This is a genomic window from Cypionkella aquatica (assembly GCF_030161095.1).
GTDB lineage: Bacteria > Pseudomonadota > Alphaproteobacteria > Rhodobacterales > Rhodobacteraceae > Cypionkella > Cypionkella aquatica.
Map to the genome: position 1 here is coordinate 302,035 of NZ_BSPP01000010.1, position 23,469 is coordinate 325,503.

Consider the following 23,469-nt stretch of genomic DNA (forward strand, 5'->3'; position numbering starts at 1 on the left):
CTCAGCCCTTGCCGACCCTACAAACTTGGCCCCGGTGCGATCCTGCTGCCATCGCTAAAGCGTGACAGCCGGAAGCGGGTCAGATCATGGGTTTCGGTATTGCCCGCGACCAGATCGGCCACCACCCGCCCCATGCCGGGGCCGATGCCAAAGCCGTGGCCGCTCATGCCCGTCGCAATCACAAGGCCGGGGATGGCCGCAACGCGGTCTATCACCGGCACCACATCGGGCATTGTGTCGATCATGCCCGCCCAAGCGGCTTTCAGTTTGGGACGGCCTAGTTCCGGCAGGGCATTGGCGAAACTGTCCTGCACATCCGACAAGGCCTTCATATTCGGGCTTGGGTTCAGCACGCGGATTTGCTCGAAGGGCGAGACTAGATCGGCCTGCCATTTGCGCGGCGTACCCCAAGCGTCGGGATAATGTTTCGGCGCGGCAGGGCGGAACACTGTTGATCTGAAATCTTTTTTCAGCACAGGAATGTAGCTGAGCATATGGCGGAACGCATCGGGGCCGATGAAGAAATCATGGCTTGCCCCGGGCGCGATGGTGTAGCCGCCATCCAGACGGCGGCGGAAGGCGAAGCGGTCATCGGCGGCATTGCCTGCATAGACCTCTGGCAGACTTTCGGTGGCAGCCACCGATGCCAGCACCGCCAGTTGCGGGATCACCACGCCCTCGGCGCGCAGGAACAACGACGACCACGCGCCGCCTGCCACCACCACCTGATCGCAGGCAATGCGGCCTTTTTCGGTATAGACCCCGGTGATGCGCCCGCCTGCCCGGTCAAGGCGACGCACGGCGCAATCTTCGATCAGGGTAGCACCGCGGGCGACGGCACCCTCCGCCAACATCGGCACGGCAGACCATGGCTCGGCCCGCGCATCTGATGGCGTCAACAGACCGCCGATCCACGGCGCTTCCGCCCCCGTGATGGTGGCCTTCACCTGCCCCGGCGATTGCATCACCGTATCAAGGCCATGCGCGCGTGCATGCACCAGCCAATCGGCAAAGCCCTGCATTTCTGCGTCGGTGCGGGCGAGATACATCACGCCTTCCTGACGAAACCCCAGGCCTGCGCCAAATTCCTGCGCCAAAGATTTCCAGATCCGCAAACTCTCGACCATAATCGGCAATTCGTCCAGATCGCGGCCTTGCTGGCGGATCCAGCCCCAGTTGCGACTGCTTTGCTCGCCCGCGATACGGCCCTTTTCGCAGAGCACCACTTTCATGCCACGCTCGGCCAGATGCCAAGCAGTCATCACACCAATCACCCCGCCACCCAGCACCACCACATCGCATGCGGCTGGCAAGGCAGAGGTAAATCGCGGTTTAGAGGCTTCCGAGATCGGGAATTGCATCACCGCAGACTCTCCAGCAGATTTTCCATGAAGCGCAGGCCGGCGTTCCATTCCGACAGTTCCAGATATTCATCGACTTGATGCGCCTGCGCGATATCGCCCGGCCCGCAGACCACGGCGGAATAGCCCGCCTCTTGGAATTGGCCCGCTTCGGTGCCGTAGGACACAACGCCCGTGCTGTTATCGCCCGTCAGCTGCCGCGCGAGGTGTTCGGCTGCACCATCCACTTCGGGGCGCAGGCCGGGCACGCCGAAAAACCGCTCCAGCGTCACACCCGCCTCGGAGCGCACGGCTTTCAGCGCGGCATCCAGACGCGCGGCCTCGGCCTCAAATTCAGCGGCCAAAGCCTCGGCATCCTCGCCCGGGACCACCCGCATTTCGACCGCGAATTTGCAATCGGCGGCAGTGATGTTATGCGCGGTGCCGCCTTGGATCATGCCCACATGCAGGGTGGTGAAGGGCGGGTAGAACGTGGCGGCGATATCCGTGATCGGGCGCGCCTGAATCTCGGTATTCTTGGCATTGACCCAACCAATCAGCCGCGCGCCTTCCATGATCGCCGATACGCCATAGGGCAGCAGCGAGGAATGGACCTCAAAGCCCTTCACATGCACATGATAGCCGGTGCCGCCCTTGTGGCCGTGGATCAGCTTCATGCGCGAAGGCTCGCCGATCACCGCAGCCGAGGCTTGCGGCAGCACAGCTTGCATCGCTGCGATCATTGGCGGGGCGCCGGTGCAGCCCAATTCCTCATCATAGGACAAAGCCAGTTGCAGCGGGCGGGTCACCCCCTGATGCTTGGCCCGCACCAAAGCCCAGACCGCTTGCGCCACATAGCCCTTCATGTCGCAGGTGCCGCGGCCATAAAGCCGCCCGTCGCGTTCGGTCACCACCCAAGGGTCAGAGGACCACGCCTGCCCGTCCACCGGGACCACATCGGAATGGCCCGACAGCACCACGCCCCCCGCCTCCCACGGGCCGACATGCGCGAACAGGGCGGCTTTGCTGCGGTCTTCGTTCCAGTGCCGATGCGCCTCAATCCCGTGGCTGGCAAGATAGCTTTCCAGCCAATCAATCAGATCCAGATTGCTGCGGCGACTCACTGTCGGGAAGCCTACGAGGTGGTCCAGCACTTGACGCGGCGTCAGTTCGTTCATCTTAGCCCCCATATGTTGTGGGCGAACGTGGCCCCGAGCACCGAAACTGTCAATCCCGGCGAAATGCCGCTGTTGTGCTACAGAATGTCGGAAAAACAATCTGGATCGCGGCCCAATTTCAGGATTGATAGCTACGAAGAAATGGTCAAGACTTGGGTGATACAACCGGGGCGGCAACGACCGACCTTGGATAAAACTAAAGAAAACAACGAACTGGGGAGTTCCATATGCCCGATAGGGCCGCGCCCGTCCTTGATGTAAGGGGGCTGAAAACCGTATTCCGCACCCGTGGCGGTGAGATTCACGCTGTCAACGATGTCAGCTTCCATTTGGAACGCGGTGAACTTTTGGGCGTTGTGGGCGAAAGTGGTTCTGGCAAGTCAGTGACGATGATGTCGTTGATTGGATTGCTGCCCAGCCCGCCTGCCGAAATCCGCGCAGGATCGGTGATGTTGGGCGAACTTGACCTGCTGAAAATCTCGCCCGAGGCATTGCGCCGTGTGCGGGGGGCCAAGGTGGGGTTCATTTTTCAAGACCCGATGACCAGCCTGAACCCGGTGTTCAACATCGGCTTTCAGATTGCCGAACCTTTGCGTCGCCACATGGGCATGACCAAAGCGCAGGCGGCGGCGCGCGCGGTCGAACTGTTAGAGCTGGTCGGTATTCCCGATGCGGCCAAGCGATTGGGCGATTATCCGCATCAGTTTTCGGGTGGCATGCGCCAACGGGTGATGATCGCGATTGCTTTGGCCTGCGACCCGGATGTGTTGATCGCCGACGAGCCGACCACCGCGCTGGATGTGACGATTCAGGCGCAAATTCTGGAATTGGTCAAAGAATTGCGGGTCAAGCTGGGCATGGCGATCATCTGGATCACGCATGATCTGGGGGTAATTGCCGCCATCGCCGACCGGGTGATGGTGATGTATGGCGGCCAGATTGTCGAGCAAGCCCCGGTGCGAGAGCTGTTTGCTAATCCGCAGCACCCCTACACGCGGGCGCTTCTGAAAACCATTCCCTCACTGACGGGCGCGCGTGAGGCACGCTTGCAAGTGATCGAAGGCCAGCCACCCATTATGACCGCCGCCCCCACCGCCTGCGCCTTTCGTGCCCGCTGCACCCATGCTTTCGCGCGCTGCGAGGTTGAAAACCCGCAACGCGCGCGGATTGATACGATGGGTCTCAGCTTTGGCCACGATGTCGCCTGCCACTGGGCCACAGCACCCAAAACTTCCGAGGTGAGCAATGCTTGACGCCAAAGCTGCCCCCTTGGTGCAGGTTGACGGTCTGAAGATGTATTTCCCGATCTATTCCGGCATCCTGCGCCGCCATACTGGCAATGTGAAAGCGGTTGATGGGGTGTCGTTCGACATTCAGGCCGGCGAAACTCTGGGCCTTGTTGGCGAATCTGGCTGTGGCAAGTCCACGGTGGGGCGGGCGCTTTTGCGGCTGTACGAGCCAACCGCAGGGGCTGTGATCATCGACGGCGAGAATATCGCCAGCCTTGCGCCCGAGGCGTTGCGCAAAAAACGTCCCACGATGCAGATGGTGTTTCAAGACCCGCAAGCCAGCCTGAACCCAAGGATGACCTTGGCGGCGATCATCTCGGAACCTTTGGTGGAACATACCAGCTGGAACGCCGAGCGCCGCTTGGAGCGGGTTTATGAATTGATGGATGCGGTGGGGCTGAACCGTCGCTTTGCCAACCGCTTTCCGCATGAGTTTTCCGGCGGCCAGCGTCAACGCATTGGCATCGCGCGGGCTTTGGCACTGAATCCCAAGTTCATCGTCTGCGACGAGCCGATTGCGGCGCTGGATGTGTCGATTCAGGCGCAGGTGGTCAACCTGCTGGAAGATTTGCAGGAAAAGCTGGGCCTGACCTATTTATTCATCAGCCATGACCTTTCGATGGTCCGCCATATCGCCGACCGGGTCGCGGTGATGTATCTGGGCCGGATCGCGGAGCTTTCCCCCCGCGATGCGTTGTTTGAACGCCCGCTGCATCCCTATGCCGAGGCTTTGCTGTCGGCTGTCAATGAACCTGACCCGTCGCTGGCCCGCCGCCCCCGGATCATTCTGAAGGGCGATGTGCCCTCGCCTGCGCGGCCACCTAAAGGCTGCAATTTCAGCACGCGCTGCCCGAAAGCCTTCGCGCGCTGTCATGCCGAGAAACCCGAATTGCAAGAGGTAGAGCCGGGCCGTCAAGTCGCCTGCTTCCTCTACGACGCCAAACCCGGATCAACCGGGACGACTGAGGCCCCAGCCAATCTGAGGCAAGAGCACAATCAACAAGGAGAGTATCAATGAAGCTGAAAACAGCCCTTCTCGGGGCGGCCTGCGCGCTGACCTTCGCGCCCGCCGCCTTCGCCGAGCGCGGCACGGATGGCGAGGTGAAATTCACCTTCCCACAGGCCGTCTCGATCATGAACCCGTTCCTGTCGTCTGGCACCAAGGATGTCTATGCGGCCTCGCTGGTGTTGGAACCGCTCGCGGGTTTTGATGCCGATGGCAATATCATCCCAAAGCTGGTCACTGAAATCCCGACCATCGAGAATGGTGGCATCTCGGCCGATCTGACCACGATCACCTGGAAGCTGCTGCCCGATCTGAAATGGTCGGATGGCTCGCCCGTCACCGCCGATGACGCGGTGTTCACCGCTGCCTATTGCATGGACCCTGCAGGCGGTTGCGCGCAGTTGTCCAAGTTTGATGGCGTGGCGAAGGTAGAGGCCGTCGATGCCTCGACCGTGAAAGTCACCTTCAGCGGGCCAAAGCCGAACCCCTATACCGCTTTTGTCGGCGCGCTGTCGCCCTTGTTGCAAAAGGCGCAGTTCACGCCTTGCCTTGGCGCCGCCGCCCCGACCTGCACCGATCCGAACAACATGCCGATCGGCACCGGTCCGTTCAAAGTCACCGGCTTTACCGTCAATGACACCGTGACTTTGGCGATGAACGACCAATACCGCGACCCGGCGAAACCTGCGTTTGCCTCGGCTGTGATCAAAGGCGGCGGAGATGCCGAAGGTTCGGCCCGTGCTGTGATGGAGACGGGCGAGTTCGACTATGCCTGGAACACCCAAATTCCGCCCGACAGCCAAGCCTCGATGACGGCGGCTGGCAAGGGCGAGTTCGTGGTGGCCTTCGGCACGCTGGTAGAGCGTATCGAGATGAACATGACCGACCCCGACCCGGCGCTGCCGGAAGGTGAGCGGTCTACCGCCAAGCATCCGCATCCGGTTCTGTCGGATATCAAGGTGCGCACCGCTTTGTCGAAAGCTATTGATCGTCAGATTCTGTCGGATGTGGGCTATGGTGCGGGCGGCAAGCCGACGTGCAACGTGGTACCAGCCCCCGATGCTTGGGCGTCTGACAACACCGGCTGCATCGCGCAAGATATGGAAGGCGCGAAAAAATTGCTGGACGAAGCTGGCTGGGTTCCCGGCGCAGATGGCATCCGCGAAAAAGACGGCAAGAAGCTGCACATCCTCTATCAATCCACCGTCAACCCGATCCGTCAGGATTTCCAAGCCTTGGTCAAGGATTGGTGGACCGAGTTGGGTGTGGATGTCGAACTGAAAGCCATCGACCCGTCGGTGTTCTTCGGCGGCGATGCGGGTTCGCCCGACACGTTCCAGAAGTTCTATGCCGATGTCGAGATGTATGCCAACAACTCGGACGGCACCGACCCGGAAACCTATCTGTCGCAATACCAATGCGTGAATGCACCTTCGCCCGACAATCAGTGGCAGGGTGAGAACATGAACCGCTACTGCGATCCGGCTTATGATGCCAAGGTCAAGGTTCTGTCGGGCACGGTCGATGTGGCCGAGCGTCAGAAAATCGCCAAGGAACTCAATGACATGGTGACGAAAGACAGCATGACCGTGATCCCGCTGGTTCACCGCGGCACGCTGTCAGCCCATTCCAACACCTTGGGCGGCGTCCAGATCAACGCTTGGGATTCCGAGATGTGGAACGTGGCCGATTGGTTCCGCGTGAAGTGATCTGATGCGGCGGGGCCAGCGATGGCCCCGCCGTTTCCTGCCTCGCGCAGCTGCCCTCTCCCTACCCTCACCACTCCCCCTCTCCCGCCACCCTCACCGCATCCCCTCTCTCGCCACCCTCACCCCTTCCCCTCTCCCGCCACCCTCACCCGTCTCTCTCCCGCCACGCTGACCCGTCCCTCTCCCGCGCTCTGACCAAAGGCACAGCCGCCATGCTAACCTTCACGCTCCGCAGGCTGTTATTGGCCATCCCGACGTTGCTGGTGATTTCGCTGGTGATTTTTTTGCTGGTTGATCTGGCCCCCGGCTCGCCAATGTCGGAAATTCCGCTGACCGTGCCGCCGGAAGTGCGCAAGAAAATGATCGAGGCTTTGGGCGCCGATCAGCCGGTTATGGTGCGGTATGTGTTGTGGCTGCGGCAGTTTTTCTGGGTCGAGCCTGCGACCCTGATCGACGGCTGGTTTGGCACCAATTGGGCGGGCGGCGAGCAGCGCATCCTGTCGTGGCAATCGCGCGCGCCGGTGTTTACCGTGATCGGCCAGCGCATCCCGCAAACCCTGACAGTGATCGGCACCGCCTATCTGGTGGGTATCCTGATTGCCTTGCCGATCGGCATCTACTCGGCCTATCGGCAATATTCGCTGTTCGATCAGCTTGGCACATTGTTTGCGATGATCGGGTTTTCAGTGCCGACCTTCTTTTCGGGCACCCTGATCATCATCATTTTCGCGGTAACTTTGGGCTGGTTTCCAACCAAATATGACACCAATCTTTCGGTCACAGACTGGCCGTCCTTCGTCAAACAACTGCAGCAAATGGCGATGCCGGTGATGACCTTGGGGCTGGCCAATGCCGCTGTGATCAGCCGCTACATGCGGTCGTCGATGCTGGACAATATGGGCATGGATTACGTCCGCACCGCCCGCGCCAAGGGGCTGACCGAGCGTGTTGTGGTGCTGAAACATGTGCTGCGCAACTCGATGATCCCGGTGGTGACGGTGATTGCACTGGGCATCCCATCAATCTTTGGCGGGGCGATCATCACCGAAAATCTGTTTGGGGTGAATGGCATAGGGGCGGCGCTGATCGGTGCGATCCATGCCAGCGATTTGCCGATGGTGCAGACGCTGGCTTTCATTTTCGCGGTGCTGATCGTCACCTTTAACCTGATTGCCGACGTGCTTTATGGCCTGCTTGACCCGAGGATCCGCTATGACTGAGGCCCCTATCCTTCCGACAACGGCCATCGCCAAACCCGAAAGCGCGCTGAGGGCGATTTGGCAGCAATTCCGCAGCCACAAAGGCGCGGTGTTCGGCCTTGTCGTGTTGTCACTGCTGATCATCGCCGTGGTGATCGGCCCCTACCTGTGGCACCCCGAGAAGCTGACGGTGGTAGAGGCGATCAAATCCAAAAACAAAGGCCCAAGCCTGAAATTCCCTTTGGGCACCGATCAGTTGGGCCGCGACATGCTGCAACGGATGATTGCAGCGGGCAAAGTGTCCTTGGCGGTCGGCTTTGTCGCAATGATCATCGCCATCGTGTTCGGCACGCTGATCGGGGTGCTGGCGGGGTATTACCGCCGCTTGGATGGGCCGCTGATGCGGCTGACGGATATGTTTCTGGCGCTGCCGCTGATCCCGTTGCTGCTGGTGATCATGATGCTGTTCCGCGACCGCACCGCAAGCATTCTGGGCCCGGAATTGGGCGCGTTCACCCTGATCGTGTTTGCCATTGGAATCACCTCGTGGATGCAAGCGGCCCGGATTGTGCGCGGCGAAGTCTTGGCGCTGAAAGAGCGCGAATATGTCCTCGCGGCGCGCTCGATTGGCTCGGCTTCGCGCCGCATCATCACCCGGCACATTCTGCCCAACGTGGTCTCGCCCGTGATGGTGGCGGCTACCTTGGGCATTGCCGAGGCGATCATCACCGAATCCGTGCTGTCGTTCCTTGGCCTTGGCTTTCCGCCCGATTTCCCCACTTGGGGACGGCTGCTGTATGATGGGCTGTCCTATATGCAGGTCTACCCCGAGCGGGTGATCTGGCCCGGCCTTGCGATCTCGTTGACGGTGCTGTCGGTCAACTATATCGGAGACGGATTGCGCGACGCTTTGGACCCGCGCATCCGGGGGCGCTGATATTCTATGAAGCTATTGTTGATCCACACCGGCGGCACCATTGGCATGGTGGCAACCGAAGCAGGCTTTGCACCGGCCGAGGGCGTGATCGAGGCGGCCTTGGCCGATCTGGGCGCGCGCGATGTCACCCTGCTGCCGTTGTTGCCGCTGATTGATTCCGCCCAAGCCACCCCTGCCGACTGGAACCGCATCGCGCAGGCCATCGTCGACAATCACAACGATTACAATGGCTTCATCGTTACCCATGGCACCGATACGCTCGCCTTCACGGCCAGTGCCTTGTGCTTTGCGCTGGCGGGGCTGCAGCGCCCGGTGGTGCTGACCGGATCAATGCGACCGTTGACCGTGGCAAAGTCGGATGGCTTGCAAAACCTGTCCGACGCCCTGCACGCCGCGAAAACTGCGCCGCCCGGCGTCTGGGTGCAATTCGCGGGTCAGCTTTTGCATGGGGCGCGGGTCCGCAAGGCGCATAGCTCGGCGCTGGATGCGTTTACCGCCAGCCGCAGCGCCAAGCCGCCGTTGCAACCCGGCAAGATCGCCAGTTTCACCGCCTACAAGCCCGCTGAAATCGGCATCCTCAGCATGGCCCCCGGCCAATCCGAGGCTTATCTCTCGCATGCGCTGTCCAGCTTGGACGCCGTGGTGCTGCGGGTTTTCGGTGCGGGCACCCTGCCAGAAACCGCCGCCCTGCGCGCGGGCCTGCTGGCGGCGCAATCCCGGCAAACCCCCGTCATCGCCATCAGCCAATCGCCCAAAGGCGGCGTGGCGCTTGGCACCTATGCCGCGGGCGATCTGATGCTGCAAGCGGGCGTGATCGACGGTCGCGACATGACGCCAGAGGCTGCCTATACCAAGCTTTACCATGTGTTGAGCCTGCCCGAAGATCAGCGCCAAACTACGCTTGCCCGCAATATCGTGGGCGAGTGCAGCTAGACTGCAATCCTCGCCGCAAGGCGTGGAGCGGTGATATCCTCGCAGCGCCGCCCCGGACTTGATCCGGGGCCTCACCTCACAGCAACACGCCCCGGATCAAGCCCGGGGCGGCGGCGGGAACGGGGCCAAGACCGCCAAAGGTCACTGCATCCCGGCCTTGATCCGTCGCAAGGCCCCCCAAACACCCAGCACCACCAAGGGCGTCAGCACCGCCATCGCCACGCCCTTAGAGACGCCAAATTCTTCGATCAGCGGATAGGCGACATAGCCCGCCAGCGAGACCGCATAATAGCTGATCGCCACCACAGACAAGCCTTCAACCGTGTGCTGCAAGCGCAGGGCAAGATCGGCGCGGCGGTCCATGCTTTCCAGCAGTTTCTGGTTCTGGGCGGATCGTTCGACATCCACCCGCGTGCGCAGCAACTCCGCCGCGCGCTGCGCCCGTTCCGCCATCGAGACCAACCGCGCCTCGGCTGATTTCACCGTCCGCATCGCCGGATCATAGCGCCGCATCATGAATTCGCCAAAGGTCTGCCGCCCCTGCACACGCTCTTCGCGCAGGGCCGCAATGCGCTGGTTCACAATCGCCTCATAGGCCCCGGTTGCACCAAAGCGAAACGAGTGCTGCACCGCCAAGGATTCCAACTCCGCCGAAATCGCCAGCAATTCATGCAAAGCTGATTCCGCAGGGCGCGCCACGCCGTCAAGCCCCGACACCAAATCCGACAATCTTGGATCAAGCGTATTCAACCGCCCCGTCAGCCCACGCGCCCGCATCAGGCCCAGCATCGACATGGCGCGGTAAGTCTCAACCTCGCACAACCGCTGCACAATCCGGCCAATACGGCGCGCGCCAGTATCGGGGCGCACGAACACCGCAAACCGCATGTTGCCCGCCGGATCAATGCGGAAATCACCAGCGATCAGCGCAGCCCCTTCCACCACCCGCGCCACCGCAAGGCTTTCGGGCACGAACCATTCTTCCAGCTTGGCCAGCATCGCGGCCTCGTCTTCCATCATCTCGACCCGGATCAGCACCGCTGCCACACGTTTGCCGGGGGCCTGCTCGACCCAATCTTCGGGGAAAACCTCCATCTCGGCGGGATCAAAGGCGCGGCTTGAAAGCCCCGGGGTGAAGGCAGAATAGGTCACAAACTCGGTATGGCTTTCCCATTTGACATCCGCCCGTCCCAGCGGCCCCGAGAAATGCGTGGCATCGGGCTGCGGATGCGCCGAGGCATGCCTGTCCAGCAGCGCCAGCAGATGCGCGCGGTCCAAACGGCGGTCGCGGTTATGCGCCTCTTGTGGTTCCTTGATGGCGATATAGGCGGCAACGCAGGGGGCGCTCAGCGCTGGAAACGGGCGGGCGTGCAATTCGTTGACAAGAGCGTAACGCAGCGGGTGGTCGGTGTTCATCAAGCGCCTCGGGTCAGGACATTCGCGCGATCTGGCAAAGTTTTCAGCAAAACTGCCAGCGCTTTCAAAGCATACCGGGGTATGCACACAGGTTGTTGCAAGAAAAGCAAAACCCCGGCGTCTCCACCGGGGTCTGGCCATAGGCTGGGTGATCTCACGCAGCTTGCCTCAGTCAATCATCGGCAACAAAGCATCCAGAGATTTCTTGGCATCGCCATAGAACATCCGGGTGTTTTCCTTGTAGAACAGCGGGTTCTCGATGCCCGAATACCCGGTGCCCTGCCCGCGCTTGGAGACAAACACCTGCTTGGCTTTCCAACATTCCAGCACCGGCATGCCCGCGATGGGCGAGTTCGGATCTTCCTGTGCTGCCGGATTGACGATGTCGTTAGAGCCGATCACGATCGCCACATCCGTTGTCGGGAAGTCGTCGTTGATCTCGTCCATCTCCATCACGATGTCATAGGGCACCTTGGCCTCGGCCAGCAGCACGTTCATATGCCCCGGCAAACGGCCAGCCACCGGGTGAATGGCAAAGCGCACGGTTTTACCGGCCGCCCGCAGCTTGCGGGTAAGCTCGCTGACCGATTGCTGCGCCTGCGCCACCGCCATGCCGTAACCCGGAATGATGATGATGCTGTCGGCTTCGTTCAGCGCAGCCGCCACCCCTTCGGCGTCAATCGCAATCTGCTCACCCGTCACCTCCATCGCAGGGCCGGTGGTGCCACCAAAGCCGCCAAGGATCACGCTGACAAACGAGCGGTTCATCGCCTTGCACATGATATAGCTCAGGATAGCACCCGAAGAGCCCACAAGCGCGCCCACCACGATCAAAAGGTCATTCGACAACGAAAAGCCGATCGCCGCTGCCGCCCAGCCGGAATAGCTGTTCAGCATCGACACCACCACCGGCATATCCGCGCCGCCGATGCCCATGATCAGGTGATAGCCGATGAACAGCGCCGCCACCGTCATGCCCAGCAGCGCCAAAGTGCTGCCCGATTGCAGATAAACCACCAGCAAAACCAGCGACACAATCGCCGCCGTGGCGTTCAGCAGATGCCCGCCTGGCAGCTTTTTCGCTTTGCCATCAACTTTGCCCGCCAGCTTGCCAAACGCAATCACCGAGCCGGTAAAGGTCACAGCCCCGATGAACACGCCAAGGAACGTCTCCACCCGCAGGATCGACAACTCTACCGGTGCTTTATGCGCGATAACAGCCGCGAAACCCTCCAAAGCCGCGCGTGCGGCCTCATCAAGGCCCGCCACCCGCACCATCTCGATATGGGTGTTATAGCCGATGAACACCGCCGCCAAACCGACAAGACTGTGCATCGCCGCTACCAGCTGCGGCATTTCCGTCATTTGCACCTTTTGCGCGACATACCAGCCAATCGCGCCACCGGCTGCGATCATAACCAGCGAAATCAACCAGTTGCTTGATCCCGGCCCGTACAGCGTGGCCGCAATCGCCAGCGCCATGCCAAAGATGCCATACCAGACCGCGCGCTTAGCGCTTTCCTGCCCGGACAACCCGCCCAAAGATTGAATGAACAAAACGGCTGCAACCACATAGGCTGCCGTGGTGAATCCATATTCCATATGCCCGCTCCCTTACGACTTCTGGAACATGGCAAGCATCCGCCGTGTCACCATGAAGCCGCCGAAAATATTGATCCCCGCCATGAACACCGACAAAGCGCCCAAGATCACCACCAGCCAGTTGCCCGAGCCGATCTGCATCAAGGCCCCCAGAATGATGATCGAGGAAATCGCGTTGGTCACCGCCATCAGCGGCGTGTGCAGGCTGTGACTGACGTTCCAGATCACCTGAACGCCGACGTAGACCGAAAGCACGAACACGATCAGATGCGACATGAACGCTGCTGGTGCATAAAGCCCCGCCAACATGATCAAACCGCCGCCAATCACCAGCATGCCGACCTGATTGCGGGTGGCCAGTTTGAACGCTGCGACCTCTGCCGCGCGCTTTTCTTCCGGCGTCAGCTCCTTGACCTTTTCCTTCGGCTTTTGCACCGCAATTGCCGCGATCTTCGGCGGCGGAGGCGGGAAGGTGATCTCATGCGCCTTGGCAACCGTCGCCCCCCGGATCACATCATCGCCCATATTGTGATCAATCACACCGTCTTTCTTTGGTGTAAGATCGGTCAGCATGTGCCTGATATTGGTAGAATAAAGCGTAGACGCCTGCGCCGCCATCCGGCTGGGGAAATCGGTATAGCCGACAATCGTGACGCCGTTGTCAGAAACGATTTTCTGATCCATCACCGTCAGATCGCAGTTACCGCCACGCTCCGCCGCAAGGTCAACCACCACCGATCCGGGCTTCATCGCAGCCACCATATCGGCGGTCCACAGCTTTGGCGCAGGCCGTCCGGGGATCAGCGCGGTGGTGATCACGATGTCCATCTCTGGTGCCAACTCGCGGAACTTCGCCAGCTGCTTGGCCGCGAAGGCCGGGCTGGAAGGTGCCGCATAGCCGCCCGTCGCAGCTCCATCCGGCAACTCGCTGGCATCAAACTCCAGATAGACGAAACTCGCACCCATCGATTCAATCTGCTCGGCCACTTCGGGGCGCACGTCAAACGCATGCACAATCGCGCCCAACGAAACGCTGGTGCCAATCGCCGCCAGCCCCGCAACGCCCGCACCCACGACCAGCACTTTCGCCGGAGGCACCTTGCCAGCCGCCGTCACCTGCCCCGTGAAGAACCGCCCGAAATTGCTGCCCGCCTCGATCACGGCGCGGTAGCCCGCAATATTCGCCATCGACGACAAAGCGTCCATCTTTTGCGCGCGCGAAATCCGCGGCACCATGTCCATCGCCACCACGGTAGCGCCACGCTCCTTGACGATCTCTAAAAGCTCGGGGTTCTGCGCCGGCCAGAACATCGAGATCAGCGTCTGCCCGTCGCGCAACGCCTGCGCCTCGGCCACTTCCGGTCCGCGCACCTTCACCAAAACATCAGCGGCCGCGACCACATCGGCAGCTGTGGCCAGAACCTCAACCCCGGCGGCTGCATATAAAGCGTCGGAAAACCCCGCCTTTGCCCCCGCTCCGGCCTGAATGACACAAGTATGTCCCAGTTTCACCAGTTGCAGCGCCGAATCCGGGGTCATCGCCACCCGGTTCTCGCCCACAAAAATCTCGCTCAAAGCACCTATTTTCACTGTGTTCCCCCGTCGTTTGCGCGGTTCAAGGAGCAACCGTGACCGCCAAATCCCCCAGAGGCTTACCATCGCAGCCCGATAGTTCAACGCCTGATTGCCGCTTCTGGTCAAAAACCTGTCGGCTTCGATGGGTAAGGCAGGCTTGCCCCACCAAACACTTGGCTTTCCAAGGCAAAAGTTCCGGGCGAAACCCCTGTATCGGACGATTATTTTGATCAAACTTTTGGCTCAATATCAAACACATAGGGCCTCTCGCGATGATAGCGCAAACATCGGGCGGCCAAAGATCACCCCTCGAATCGAAACAATTTCAAGCTTGAAATTTCAAGCCAATCCGCCTAATGCTGACCACATCCCACCCCACTGACGCCAAGGACCCGCCCATGACCGATTTCGCCGCCACCAAAGCTCAGTTTCACCTGCCCGAAGGCATGATCTATCTGGACGGCAATTCGCTGGGCCCACTGCCGCGCGCGACGGCGGCGCGGGTGGCACAGACGGTGACGGCAGAATGGGGCGACATGCTGATCACGGCCTGGAACAAGGCGCAGTGGATGGACAAACCAATGCGCGTAGGCGACCGCATCGCGCGGCTGATCGGGGCCGAGGCGGGCCATGTGGTGATGGGCGACACGCTGTCGATCAAGGTCTATCAGGCGCTGGCATCTTGTCTTGAGATGAACCCGACGCGGAAGGTGATCCTGTCTGACACCGGCAACTTCCCGTCCGATCTCTACATGGCAGAGGGCCTCTGCCGCACCTTGGGCAACGGCTACACCCTGAAAACCGTCGCCCCCGAAGATGTTCTGGACGCGATAGACGATACAATCGCCGTCACCATGATCACCGAAGTCGATTACCGCACCGGGCGGCGGCATGACATGGCCGCCATTACCGCCCGCGCCCACCAGCACGGAGCACTCACGATCTGGGATCTGGCCCACAGCGCGGGCGCGTTTCAGGTGGAACTCGCCAAATGCAACGTCGATTTCGCGGTCGGCTGCACCTACAAATACCTCAATTCCGGCCCTGGCGGCCCGGCCTTCATCTACGTCGCCCCCCGCCATGCCGAAGTCGCCCGCCCGGCGCTGTCGGGTTGGCAAGGCCACGCCGCCCCCTTCGCCTTCGATCTCGACTACCGCCCCGCGACAGGGGCCGAGCGGATGCGCGTCGGCACCCCGCCGATCCTGCAACTGGCCGCCTTGGAAGCCTCGCTCGACATCTGGGACAGCGTCGATATGGGCGCGCTGCGCAAAACCGCGCTGGCACTGCAAGACCAATTCATCGCAGGCATCGAGGCCGCCTGCCCGACCCTGACCCTCGCCACCCCCCGCGCGCATCAAGAACGCGGCAGCCAAGTCAGCTTCCGCCACCCCGAAGGCTACGCCATCATGCAAGCCATGATCGCGCGCGGCGTGATCGGCGATTTCCGCGCCCCCGATATCATCCGCTGCGGCTTCATTCCTCTGTTCATCGACGCCAGCGATGTTGCAAAAGCCGTCGAAATCATCGCAGATATCATGCAAAACAACCTCTGGGACCGTCCCGAATACAAAACCCGCGCGAAAGTCACCTGATGCCGCTTCGGTCATCCTCTCTGCTTAAATATCCCCGCCGGAGGCTCTTGCCGCCAGCCGCGGATGCCTCCGGCGGGGATATTTTGACCAGTGCGAAAGCCACAAGTGCAGCCCTCTGCCGCCCTGCCGGATGGATCGCCCTGTGGCGCACCATCGGCACACTTTCCGTGCTGAACCGCCAATCTCATTCCATCGCCTGACGCCCCATATGGGGAAACCGCAAGTGACAGGAGAGAATGACATGACCAACGATCCCAAACCCGGCTGCCCGATGCACGCGGCACCTTACAATCCCGCAACCGAAGGCGCGCAAATGTCCTTCGATGGCCGGATGTCCTACGGCGATTATCTGCACATCGACCAGATCCTTTCAGCCCAACGGCAACTGACTCCGGCGCATGACGAGATGCTGTTCATCATCCAGCATCAAACATCTGAACTGTGGATGAAGCTGGCCCTGCACGAGTTGAACGCCGCCCGCCAAGCCATCGCCGCGTCGCGCACGCCGGAAGCGTTCAAGATGCTCGCCCGGATCAGTCGCATATTCGAGCAGTTGAACAATGCCTGGGATGTTTTGCGCACCATGACCCCGTCGGACTACACCACCTTCCGCGAAGGCTTGGGGCAATCTTCGGGGTTTCAGTCCTGGCAATACCGCCTGATCGAATATGCCGTCGGCAACCGCAATCTGGCCATGCTGAAACCCCACGCTCATCGCGCTGATCTGACCGCGCTGCTGGAAGCCGAACTCGCCCGCCCCAGCCTTTATGACGAGGCGTTGCGCCATCTTGCCCGCGCGGGCTTGCCAGTGCCCGATGACGTGCTGAACCGCGACCTCCGGCAGCCGTGGGTGGTGCATGAGGGGGTGCAGCGGGTCTGGGAAACCGTCTACCGTGATCCCGCCCAGCATTGGCAGGCTTATGAGTTGGCCGAGAAACTGGTGGATTTCGAGGATTACTTCCGCCGCTGGCGCTTTAACCATGTCACCACGGTCGAGCGCGTCATTGGCCTTAAGCGCGGCACTGGCGGCACCGGCGGCGTCAGCTATCTGCGTCGGATGCTGGATGTGGAGTTGTTCCCCGAACTCTGGCATCTGCGCACGACTTTGTAGCAGCGCGCATTGCACGACTTTGTAGCAGCGCGCATTGCACGACTTTGTAGCTGCGCGCATTGCACGACCTTGTGATTATTCGCGCATTGGAAACATCGGGCTTTGACCTTGCTTTTCGCCTGATCTAGCGTCTTTACAAGAGAATCTGGGTGGCACGCTACGCCACCCCCCTTTTGTGATGGGCTGACGGATGCGTTTTTTGACGGTTAAACTTTTGGCAGCGACAGCTTTGTCGCTGACACTCGCGGCCTGCGTGCCCGGTGCAGTGCCTTTGGACGGGGCCACCCCCGGCGTGGCACAGGCTCCGGTGCCGACCGATAACGTGGCGCATTACATGGGCGTCACCGACGATGGCTTTACCGTGCCGACGGTTCCGGTGGAAAAGGTGCCTGCCGCCTATCAGGTGCAGCAGGTTGAGTTTGCCAGCGCCGAAGCGGTGGGCACCATCATCATCCACCCCGCTGAAAAGCATCTCTACTATATCAACGGCAAAAACACCGCGTTGCGCTATGGCATTTCGGTTGGCAAAGCTGGCTTCCAATGGGCAGGTGTCGCCGATATCACAAGCCGCACGCATTGGCCGAAATGGACTCCGCCGCCAGAAATGATCGAGCGCAAGCCCGAACTGGCCAAATGGGCCAAGGGCCAACCGGGCGGTCCGACCAATCCTTTGGGCGCGCGCGCGTTGTATCTGACCACCAATGGCGTCGATTATGGCTACCGCATCCACGGCACGCCGGAATGGTCGTCGATCGGCAAGAACGCCTCTTCGGGCTGTATCCGCATGATCAACCAAGACGTGATGGATCTGTACAACCGGGTGCAAGATGGCGCCAAAGTCGTGGTTCTGAACGCCGATGGCACATACCCCGACAAGCTGAAACTGCCGCCACCCGCGCCGAAAAAGAAAAAACCCGCAGTCGCGCCGGTTGAAGCTGTGGCACCTGTGCTAACCGCAACCCCAACCATGTTGCCGGGGGCCGCGACCCTGCCAACAGCACCAACTGCGGCAACGGCACCAGCCGCAACTGGCACGATGTCCCCCGCCGAGACGATGGCACCAGATGCAACCATGGCCCCTGCAGAGACGATGGCCCCTGCAACCACGGTCCCCGCTGCAACCGTAGCGCCCGCAGCCCCTGCCCCAGTGGCGACGGCACCCGCAGCCACGGCACCCGCCGCAGCGCCCGCCACGACCACTCCCAGCACCTGCACGCAGCCCCTGGTCAATGGCCTGTGCCCGCAGCCTTAAGGCCGCAACCGTAAACCACTAACAATGCCAATAGAAAAACCCGCCTCAATCCGAGGCGGGTTTTTTGCTTTTGCAAGCGCTGCTAAGTTACAGCCACTTGTCGTAATCGCTGACCAGCAGATGGGTCGGGGCCACATCCTCGTCAATATCGGCAAAACGGCCAATGGGCTCGCGGAACACATTGTCGGTCACATCGTCATTGACGGTCGATACCTCGCCAATCAGCACATCGCCACCCTCGCCCCAAAACGCGTGCCAATCCCCCGGCATCAGCGTCACGGACTCACCCGGAGCCAGCCGCAGCTTGTCGCCCGGTTTATAGGCCCGTTCGATCCCGTCACACCGCACCACGCCGCCGCGATCCTCTGCCCAGTTGCCCGCGTCGTCCGAGCCATAAAGCTCCACGATCAAAGTCGCCCCGCCGCGGTTGATGATATCCTCGGCCTTGATGACATGGGTATGCATCGGCGACAGCTGATCCTGCCGCGAAATCAAGAGCTTCTCGGCATAGCACATGCCACCGCCACGTTGCAGATCGTCCAAAGAGCCATTGCGCAAGGTGAACAGAAACAGCCCCATCTGATCAAACCGACCCTGACCGTAATCGGTGATATCCCAGCCACAACGGCCCTCGATCACGCGGCCTGCGATCGGTTTATGCGCCTTAAATTCCTCTGGCGACCAGTTGGCAAACGGCGGCAACACAAAGCCATATTGGCGCACCATCTCTTCTGCGCCAGCCATAATCTCATTGATACGCGACCGCTTCATCTTCATCCTCCCAAGAATCTCGCCGCAGTATACCGTCAATGTTTGCGCCAACAACGCCAATCAGGATCGGAATTCGCGCGAATTCCGGCACGATTTTCGCGCGAAAATCGGCTATGACAACCGCCTGATCGGTTCATTGTTGCAAAAAATCACAAACTGCCCGGCGTTTTCCACCACGGGAAATCCCCGCCGCTTGGCTTCCGTCAGAAACGCATCACGCCCGATGTAGTGCTCCACATCCCGAACCTTGCGCCTGACGATGGCACCACGCGCCGCCGCCTGCGAGCCAAAAAGCTCCAAGAAAAATTGCTGCGGGCTGATCGGAGGCAAAGCGGACATGCAGATATCTTGCCGCACTTTGGTTAAAAAACCCTAAACGCGCGCCGCCCAAGCCCGCACGGCATCGCCAAAGGCGGTGAACAACGGCCGCGACACCGGGTCATTGGCGGCGTTCCACTCAGGGTGCCATTGCACCGACAGCGTAAACCCCGGCGCATCCTGCACATATAGCGCTTCGGGGGTGCCATCGGGGGCTGTGCCATCAATCACAATCCGGCTGCCCACCCGCGCCACACCCTGACCATGCAGGGTATTTGTCATCACCTCGGCAGCACCCATCATCCGGGCGAACACCCCGCCGGGGTTAAAGCTGACCACATGGCGATGCGCGAACACCTCTTCCATCGTGCCCTCGGGCGGCATGCGGTGGTTCAAGCGCCCCGGCAGATCCCGGATCTCGGGGTAAAGCGAGCCGCCCATCGCCACATTGACCTCTTGAAACCCCCGGCAAACCCCCAAAAACGGCTGCCCGCTGTCGACACAAGCCCGGATCAGCGGCAAAGTGATCGCATCACGCCCCCGGTCAAACGCGCCATGCGCCGGGGTTTCCGGCTCGCCATATTCATCGGGATGCACATTCGGGCGCCCCCCGGTCAGCAAGAACCCATCACAGGCCGCCATCAGATCGGCCACCGAGACGAAACGTGGATCAGCTGGCACGATCAGCGGCACGCAGCCCGCCACTTCTGCCACCGCTTCCGAGTTGATGTGACCCGCCGCATGCACCTCGTAGCGATCATTCATCATATGCGCATTGCCGATGATCCCAACCACCGGGCGGCGCTGCGGTGCCGCCCTGCCCAAGCTGGGTGCCGTCAGTTTGGGCAAGGGAGTGTCGGGTTTCGCAAGATCGGGCTTAACAAGATCGTGTTCCGCAAGATCGGGCATCGCAAGATGGGGCATGACGGGCCTGCTTTGATAATCTGCCCCCAACATAGCAAACCACATGGCAAGATGAAGGGCCAAAGCCACACTCTGCCCGCCATCTTGTCACATCTGCCTGATTTTGCGCCACTGCAGCGGCCCAATCGCAGGCCCCGCCCCCGCAATGCGCCGAATATTATCGCAAACCCGGTGGACCAACCTTGCCGCATTGCCTAAACAAGCGCCAATCCAGCAGGAATTTCGATGCCAAGCGTCCGTCCCCCACCCGCATCGCCGCTGATCGGCGTCGCTTTCATGCTTGGGGCGATGGCAAGCCTGCCCCTGATCGACGTTTTCGCCAAGCTCCTTGGCCAACAAGGCGTGCCTGTGCTGCAAATCGTCTGGGCCAGACTGGCGGTCGGAGCGGTGGTGGCGCTGCCCTTCGCGCTTGGCCATCGCAGCCCGAAAGGCCTGATCCCGGATCGCCCGCTCTATCATTGCTTTCGCTCGGGCTTCCTGATCCTCGCCACCTTCTGCTTTTTTCTGGCGCTGAAATTCCTGCCCATCGCCGATGCCTTGGCGATCTTCTTCGTGCAGCCATTGGTCGTCACCGTGCTGTCAGTGCTGGTGCTGAAAGAGGCGGTGCCGCGCAACCGCTGGGCCGCAGTCGCCGTGGGATTTATCGGCACGCTGATCATCATTCGCCCCGGCTTTGTCGCGCTGAACCCCGGCAGCCTGCTGGCCTTGGCCGCAGGCAGCTTCCTTGCGATCTATTTCGTGATGACCCGGCATATCGCTGGCCGCGCCCCGGCGATGGTGACAACCTTTCAAACCAATGCTGTTGGCGGCTTGATGCTCAGCCTTGCGATGCCCTTCATCTGGCATCCCCCCACCGCAACCCAATGGCTGATGTGCGCGGGCCTTGGCGCGATTGCCACCTTCGGCCACTACCTGATCGTGCGCGCCTATGACTACTCCGAAGCCTCGCTGCTGGCCCCGCTCGCCTATACCGAGATGATCGTCGCCACTGCCGCAGGCTGGTATTTCTTTAAGGACTTCCCCGATGCGATGACCTTCCTTGGCGTCGCGGTGCTGATCGCCTGCGCGCTTTACATCACCCTGACTGAACGCAGCCGCCCCACGCCAGAGGCGATCGAGCAGCCCTGACGCAAAGTGCTTCAAAGCAACCGCCCGCCGCCTGCCACCGCGCAAGGTGAGTATTTGGAAAAGAGCAACTCGAAAGCAGCTTGCTCTTTGCGAAATACTCCCCGCGGAGCGTTCCACACCGCCCCCAAGCCCAATGCCAAACAACGATGCCCCGGCAGAGCGGTTTTGGCGGCCTCGATGGCGGCCAAAACCGCACCACCTGCCAGCTGCTCAGGCGCGCGAGAACCGCAATACCCCGGCAATCCCCGAAGCGCCGCCGTTATCTGCGCTGTGATTAACCCCATCCACCACCACAACTTCGGCAAAATCAAACGGAGATACCCCCGCCAGACAAGCCACATTGATGCCCAACTGCTCTGGGTTCGAGCGCCGCTGATGATGCGTGTAGATGCCGCAGGTCTTGCAGAAGTAATGCCGCGCGGTCTTGCTGTTGAATTGATAAAGGCTCAGATGATCCGCGCCCTGCACAAAACGGATGTCGCCAACCTGCGCCGAGACCGCAATCGCCCCGCGCATCCGGCAATAGGAACACGAACACCGCCGCGCCGTGTTGAACCCATCGCTCAGCCGCACATGAAACTGCACAGCGCCACAATGACATTGGCCAAAATGCGCGGTGTCACTGGTCTCCATAGCATCCCCCTTTCGCTCTGCCCAAACTCAGGCTCACAGCCTGCATTTAAAACGACGGATCACGTCCAAAACCCCTGATCGCCGATCCCGATCCTGGCAATGCGGCACCGGCAGGACAATTGCATCCCCGGCAGCGCGATCCTGGCCGCCTCGATGGCGGGCAGGATCGCCCCTCCTACAGGGTCACCCCCCCGCGCCAGCCGCAACCACAGCCGCCGCCGCAGCCAGTGCCCCCGGACCATGCGGAATATCCAGCGCGATCATCCCCGCCTCCATCACCGCCACAGCCCCCAAAGTCATATGCGCGTTGACATGCCCCATATGCGCCACCCGCAAAAAGCCATGGTAAGCCGGGTCCGAACTCGGCGCCATGCCAAGCCCGATCCCCAAAGTCACCCCAGCCTTATGCTCGCACCATTGCCGCAACCGCGTCGCATGCGGAGCGCCAAACCGCGCCGCCGTCACCGAGCGTCCACGATGGGCCGCATCCGCCACGTTCATCCCAATGGCAGGATTGCCCGAAGACCAGCAGTCAAACGCTGCCCAGACCGTGCGCGCCAGACACTCATGCCGCGCCCAGACCGCAGGCAAACCCTCGTCCAAAATCATGGTAAGCGCCTCGCGCAACCCATAAAGATGATGCGTGGGCGCAGTGCCATTCCACAGCTGCCAGAACTCTGCCCCATCGGCGCGCGGCGTCCAATCCCAATAGGGTGAGCGTAGATCCGCCGCCGCTGTCGCCGCCCGCGCCTTGTCGGAAAACCACACGAACCCCATGCCCGGCGGTGTCATCAAGCCCTTCTGGCTGGCGGCCACCGTGATATCGACCCCCCAGTCATCCATGCGGTATTCATCGCAGCCCATACTGGCAATGCAATCCACCGCCAGTAAAGCCGGATGCCCGACCAGATCCATCACCGCCCGCAGCGCCGCCACATCGGTGCGGATGGTCGAGGCCGTGTCCACCTGCGTCGTCAGCACCGCCTTGATCCGGTGCGCGGGATCCGCCCGCAGCGCGGCCTCAACCAAGCCCATATCCATCGGTGCGGATTTCCCGAAATCCAGCACCTCGACCTCGATGCCCACCGCCCGCGCCGAATTGGCCCAACCAATGCCAAACTGCCCGGTCGCCAGCACCAAAGCCTTGTCCCCGCGTGAGAACATATTGGCGTTCGCCGCCTCCCAGACCGCATGGCCGTTGCCAATGTAGGCCGCAACCGATCCCTTGGTCCCGGCCACCGCCTTTAGATCCGGCCACAGCGAGTCGACCAGCGCATAAAGATCGCCCTCATAGATATTGGGGGCTGCGCGGTGCATCGCCGCAAGCACCCTGTCGGGCATCACAGAAGGGCCGGGAATGGCAAGGTAAGCGCGGCCGTTGGCAAGGGTCATGTCAGGCTCCAGATATAGACGTCACATGGCTATCGGGGCACTGATGCCGCGTCAATCGCCAGCCGCCACACCGCCGTTGCTGCCCCACCACGCTTGCCCTTGGCCGACGCGCAAGCTAGACCAAAGCAACGCCAGCCCCCAACCGACGCGCAACCGAAAGCCTC

The 23,469-nt window shown here is 61.2% G+C and carries 20 protein-coding genes; 10 read left to right on the forward strand and 10 right to left on the reverse strand.

Features of this window, described 5'->3' with window-relative positions:
- Positions 1 to 17: 17 nt before the first annotated feature.
- Both QQJ98_RS14405 and argE read right to left on the reverse strand, forming a co-directional pair.
- Positions 18 to 1,361 (reverse strand): NAD(P)/FAD-dependent oxidoreductase, encoded by a 1,344-nt coding sequence (locus QQJ98_RS14405; RefSeq protein ID WP_284326042.1) that lies wholly within the window; start codon positions 1,359 to 1,361, stop codon positions 18 to 20.
- Complete coding sequence (gene argE / locus QQJ98_RS14410; protein WP_284326043.1) at positions 1,361 to 2,518, reverse strand: acetylornithine deacetylase; 1,158 nt, start codon at positions 2,516 to 2,518, stop codon at positions 1,361 to 1,363. Before argE ends, QQJ98_RS14405 begins: the two co-directional genes overlap by 1 nt.
- 227 nt (positions 2,519 to 2,745) lie before the next feature.
- Here argE and QQJ98_RS14415 point away from each other — a divergent pair, with 227 nt between their 5' ends.
- The 6 genes from QQJ98_RS14415 (at position 2,746) to QQJ98_RS14440 (ending at position 9,591) form a co-directional block, all read left to right on the forward strand.
- Positions 2,746 to 3,771, forward strand: coding sequence for an ABC transporter ATP-binding protein (locus tag QQJ98_RS14415; RefSeq protein ID WP_284326044.1), 1,026 nt, complete (start codon positions 2,746 to 2,748; stop codon positions 3,769 to 3,771).
- Entirely contained in the window at positions 3,764 to 4,825 is a 1,062-nt protein-coding gene (locus tag QQJ98_RS14420) for an ABC transporter ATP-binding protein (RefSeq protein WP_284326045.1), read from the forward strand. Before QQJ98_RS14415 ends, QQJ98_RS14420 begins: the two co-directional genes overlap by 8 nt.
- The gene (locus QQJ98_RS14425) at positions 4,822 to 6,522 is read left to right on the forward strand and encodes a peptide ABC transporter substrate-binding protein (RefSeq protein ID WP_284326046.1); all 1,701 of its coding nucleotides are present in this window, start codon (positions 4,822 to 4,824) and stop codon (positions 6,520 to 6,522) included. Before QQJ98_RS14420 ends, QQJ98_RS14425 begins: the two co-directional genes overlap by 4 nt.
- A gap of 212 nt (positions 6,523 to 6,734) precedes the next feature.
- On the forward strand, positions 6,735 to 7,742 hold the full coding sequence (locus QQJ98_RS14430; RefSeq protein ID WP_284326047.1) for an ABC transporter permease: 1,008 nt from the start codon (positions 6,735 to 6,737) through the stop codon (positions 7,740 to 7,742).
- Positions 7,735 to 8,658: an ABC transporter permease gene (locus QQJ98_RS14435; RefSeq protein ID WP_284326048.1), complete on the forward strand. Its 924-nt coding sequence runs from the start codon at positions 7,735 to 7,737 to the stop codon at positions 8,656 to 8,658. The genes QQJ98_RS14430 and QQJ98_RS14435 overlap by 8 nt, the downstream gene beginning before the upstream one ends.
- Before the next feature lie 6 nt (positions 8,659 to 8,664).
- Positions 8,665 to 9,591 (forward strand): asparaginase, encoded by a 927-nt coding sequence (locus QQJ98_RS14440; RefSeq protein WP_284326049.1) that lies wholly within the window; start codon positions 8,665 to 8,667, stop codon positions 9,589 to 9,591.
- Positions 9,592 to 9,732: 141 nt separating this feature from the next.
- Here QQJ98_RS14440 and QQJ98_RS14445 read toward each other — a convergent pair whose 3' ends face one another.
- The 3 genes from QQJ98_RS14445 to QQJ98_RS14455 all read right to left on the reverse strand — a co-directional run bounded on the left by QQJ98_RS14445 (position 9,733) and on the right by QQJ98_RS14455 (position 14,199).
- Positions 9,733 to 11,007: a DUF3422 family protein gene (locus QQJ98_RS14445; protein ID WP_284326050.1), complete on the reverse strand. Its 1,275-nt coding sequence runs from the start codon at positions 11,005 to 11,007 to the stop codon at positions 9,733 to 9,735.
- A gap of 168 nt (positions 11,008 to 11,175) precedes the next feature.
- The gene (locus tag QQJ98_RS14450) at positions 11,176 to 12,609 is read right to left on the reverse strand and encodes an NAD(P)(+) transhydrogenase (Re/Si-specific) subunit beta (protein ID WP_284326051.1); all 1,434 of its coding nucleotides are present in this window, start codon (positions 12,607 to 12,609) and stop codon (positions 11,176 to 11,178) included.
- 12 nt (positions 12,610 to 12,621) lie between these two features.
- A complete protein-coding gene (locus QQJ98_RS14455; RefSeq protein ID WP_284326052.1) occupies positions 12,622 to 14,199 on the reverse strand; it encodes a Re/Si-specific NAD(P)(+) transhydrogenase subunit alpha in 1,578 nt (525 codons plus the stop codon).
- 383 nt (positions 14,200 to 14,582) lie between these two features.
- Here QQJ98_RS14455 and kynU point away from each other — a divergent pair, with 383 nt between their 5' ends.
- The 3 genes from kynU to QQJ98_RS14470 all read left to right on the forward strand — a co-directional run bounded on the left by kynU (position 14,583) and on the right by QQJ98_RS14470 (position 18,139).
- Positions 14,583 to 15,776 (forward strand): kynureninase, encoded by a 1,194-nt coding sequence (gene kynU / locus QQJ98_RS14460; protein ID WP_284326053.1) that lies wholly within the window; start codon positions 14,583 to 14,585, stop codon positions 15,774 to 15,776.
- Between the two features lie 241 nt (positions 15,777 to 16,017).
- A complete protein-coding gene (gene kynA, locus QQJ98_RS14465; protein WP_284326054.1) occupies positions 16,018 to 16,887 on the forward strand; it encodes a tryptophan 2,3-dioxygenase in 870 nt (289 codons plus the stop codon).
- Between the two features lie 190 nt (positions 16,888 to 17,077).
- Positions 17,078 to 18,139 (forward strand): L,D-transpeptidase, encoded by a 1,062-nt coding sequence (locus QQJ98_RS14470; RefSeq protein WP_284326055.1) that lies wholly within the window; start codon positions 17,078 to 17,080, stop codon positions 18,137 to 18,139.
- A gap of 87 nt (positions 18,140 to 18,226) precedes the next feature.
- Here QQJ98_RS14470 and QQJ98_RS14475 read toward each other — a convergent pair whose 3' ends face one another.
- The 3 genes from QQJ98_RS14475 to QQJ98_RS14485 form a co-directional block, all read right to left on the reverse strand.
- Positions 18,227 to 18,910, reverse strand: a complete 684-nt coding sequence (locus QQJ98_RS14475) for a D-lyxose/D-mannose family sugar isomerase (protein WP_284326056.1) — start codon at positions 18,908 to 18,910, stop codon at positions 18,227 to 18,229.
- A gap of 111 nt (positions 18,911 to 19,021) precedes the next feature.
- A complete protein-coding gene (locus QQJ98_RS14480) occupies positions 19,022 to 19,249 on the reverse strand; it encodes an N-(5'-phosphoribosyl)anthranilate isomerase (protein ID WP_284326057.1) in 228 nt (75 codons plus the stop codon).
- Positions 19,250 to 19,282: 33 nt separating this feature from the next.
- Positions 19,283 to 20,152 (reverse strand): gamma-glutamyl-gamma-aminobutyrate hydrolase family protein, encoded by an 870-nt coding sequence (locus QQJ98_RS14485; protein ID WP_284326058.1) that lies wholly within the window; start codon positions 20,150 to 20,152, stop codon positions 19,283 to 19,285.
- Between the two features lie 225 nt (positions 20,153 to 20,377).
- Between QQJ98_RS14485 and QQJ98_RS14490 the strand changes: the two genes are divergently transcribed.
- Positions 20,378 to 21,280 (forward strand): DMT family transporter, encoded by a 903-nt coding sequence (locus tag QQJ98_RS14490; protein ID WP_284326059.1) that lies wholly within the window; start codon positions 20,378 to 20,380, stop codon positions 21,278 to 21,280.
- A 210-nt stretch (positions 21,281 to 21,490) separates the two neighbouring features.
- Here the strand turns inward: QQJ98_RS14490 and QQJ98_RS14495 are convergent, their stop codons facing one another.
- Both QQJ98_RS14495 and QQJ98_RS14500 read right to left on the reverse strand, forming a co-directional pair.
- Positions 21,491 to 21,913 (reverse strand): GFA family protein, encoded by a 423-nt coding sequence (locus tag QQJ98_RS14495; RefSeq protein WP_284326060.1) that lies wholly within the window; start codon positions 21,911 to 21,913, stop codon positions 21,491 to 21,493.
- 183 nt (positions 21,914 to 22,096) lie between these two features.
- Entirely contained in the window at positions 22,097 to 23,305 is a 1,209-nt protein-coding gene (locus tag QQJ98_RS14500; RefSeq protein WP_284326061.1) for a pyridoxal-phosphate-dependent aminotransferase family protein, read from the reverse strand.
- Between the last annotated feature and the right edge of the window lie 164 nt (positions 23,306 to 23,469).

Bases quoted from the DNA above. Each gene is read 5' to 3' on its own strand.
- QQJ98_RS14405 (WP_284326042.1), bottom strand. From the start codon at position 1,361: ATGCAATTCCCGATCTCGGAAGCCTCTAAACCGCGATTTACCTCTGCC.
- argE (WP_284326043.1), bottom strand. From the start codon at position 2,518: ATGAACGAACTGACGCCGCGTCAAGTGCTGGACCACCTCGTAGGCTTC.
- QQJ98_RS14415 (WP_284326044.1), top strand. From the start codon at position 2,746: ATGCCCGATAGGGCCGCGCCCGTCCTTGATGTAAGGGGGCTGAAAACC.
- QQJ98_RS14420 (WP_284326045.1), top strand. From the start codon at position 3,764: ATGCTTGACGCCAAAGCTGCCCCCTTGGTGCAGGTTGACGGTCTGAAG.
- QQJ98_RS14425 (WP_284326046.1), top strand. From the start codon at position 4,822: ATGAAGCTGAAAACAGCCCTTCTCGGGGCGGCCTGCGCGCTGACCTTC.
- QQJ98_RS14430 (WP_284326047.1), top strand. From the start codon at position 6,735: ATGCTAACCTTCACGCTCCGCAGGCTGTTATTGGCCATCCCGACGTTG.
- QQJ98_RS14435 (WP_284326048.1), top strand. From the start codon at position 7,735: ATGACTGAGGCCCCTATCCTTCCGACAACGGCCATCGCCAAACCCGAA.
- QQJ98_RS14440 (WP_284326049.1), top strand. From the start codon at position 8,665: ATGAAGCTATTGTTGATCCACACCGGCGGCACCATTGGCATGGTGGCA.
- QQJ98_RS14445 (WP_284326050.1), bottom strand. From the start codon at position 11,007: ATGAACACCGACCACCCGCTGCGTTACGCTCTTGTCAACGAATTGCAC.
- QQJ98_RS14450 (WP_284326051.1), bottom strand. From the start codon at position 12,609: ATGGAATATGGATTCACCACGGCAGCCTATGTGGTTGCAGCCGTTTTG.
- kynU (WP_284326053.1), top strand. From the start codon at position 14,583: ATGACCGATTTCGCCGCCACCAAAGCTCAGTTTCACCTGCCCGAAGGC.
- kynA (WP_284326054.1), top strand. From the start codon at position 16,018: ATGACCAACGATCCCAAACCCGGCTGCCCGATGCACGCGGCACCTTAC.
- QQJ98_RS14470 (WP_284326055.1), top strand. From the start codon at position 17,078: ATGCGTTTTTTGACGGTTAAACTTTTGGCAGCGACAGCTTTGTCGCTG.
- QQJ98_RS14475 (WP_284326056.1), bottom strand. From the start codon at position 18,910: ATGAAGCGGTCGCGTATCAATGAGATTATGGCTGGCGCAGAAGAGATG.
- QQJ98_RS14480 (WP_284326057.1), bottom strand. From the start codon at position 19,249: ATGTCCGCTTTGCCTCCGATCAGCCCGCAGCAATTTTTCTTGGAGCTT.
- QQJ98_RS14485 (WP_284326058.1), bottom strand. From the start codon at position 20,152: ATGCCCCATCTTGCGATGCCCGATCTTGCGGAACACGATCTTGTTAAG.
- QQJ98_RS14490 (WP_284326059.1), top strand. From the start codon at position 20,378: ATGCCAAGCGTCCGTCCCCCACCCGCATCGCCGCTGATCGGCGTCGCT.
- QQJ98_RS14495 (WP_284326060.1), bottom strand. From the start codon at position 21,913: ATGGAGACCAGTGACACCGCGCATTTTGGCCAATGTCATTGTGGCGCT.
- QQJ98_RS14500 (WP_284326061.1), bottom strand. From the start codon at position 23,305: ATGACCCTTGCCAACGGCCGCGCTTACCTTGCCATTCCCGGCCCTTCT.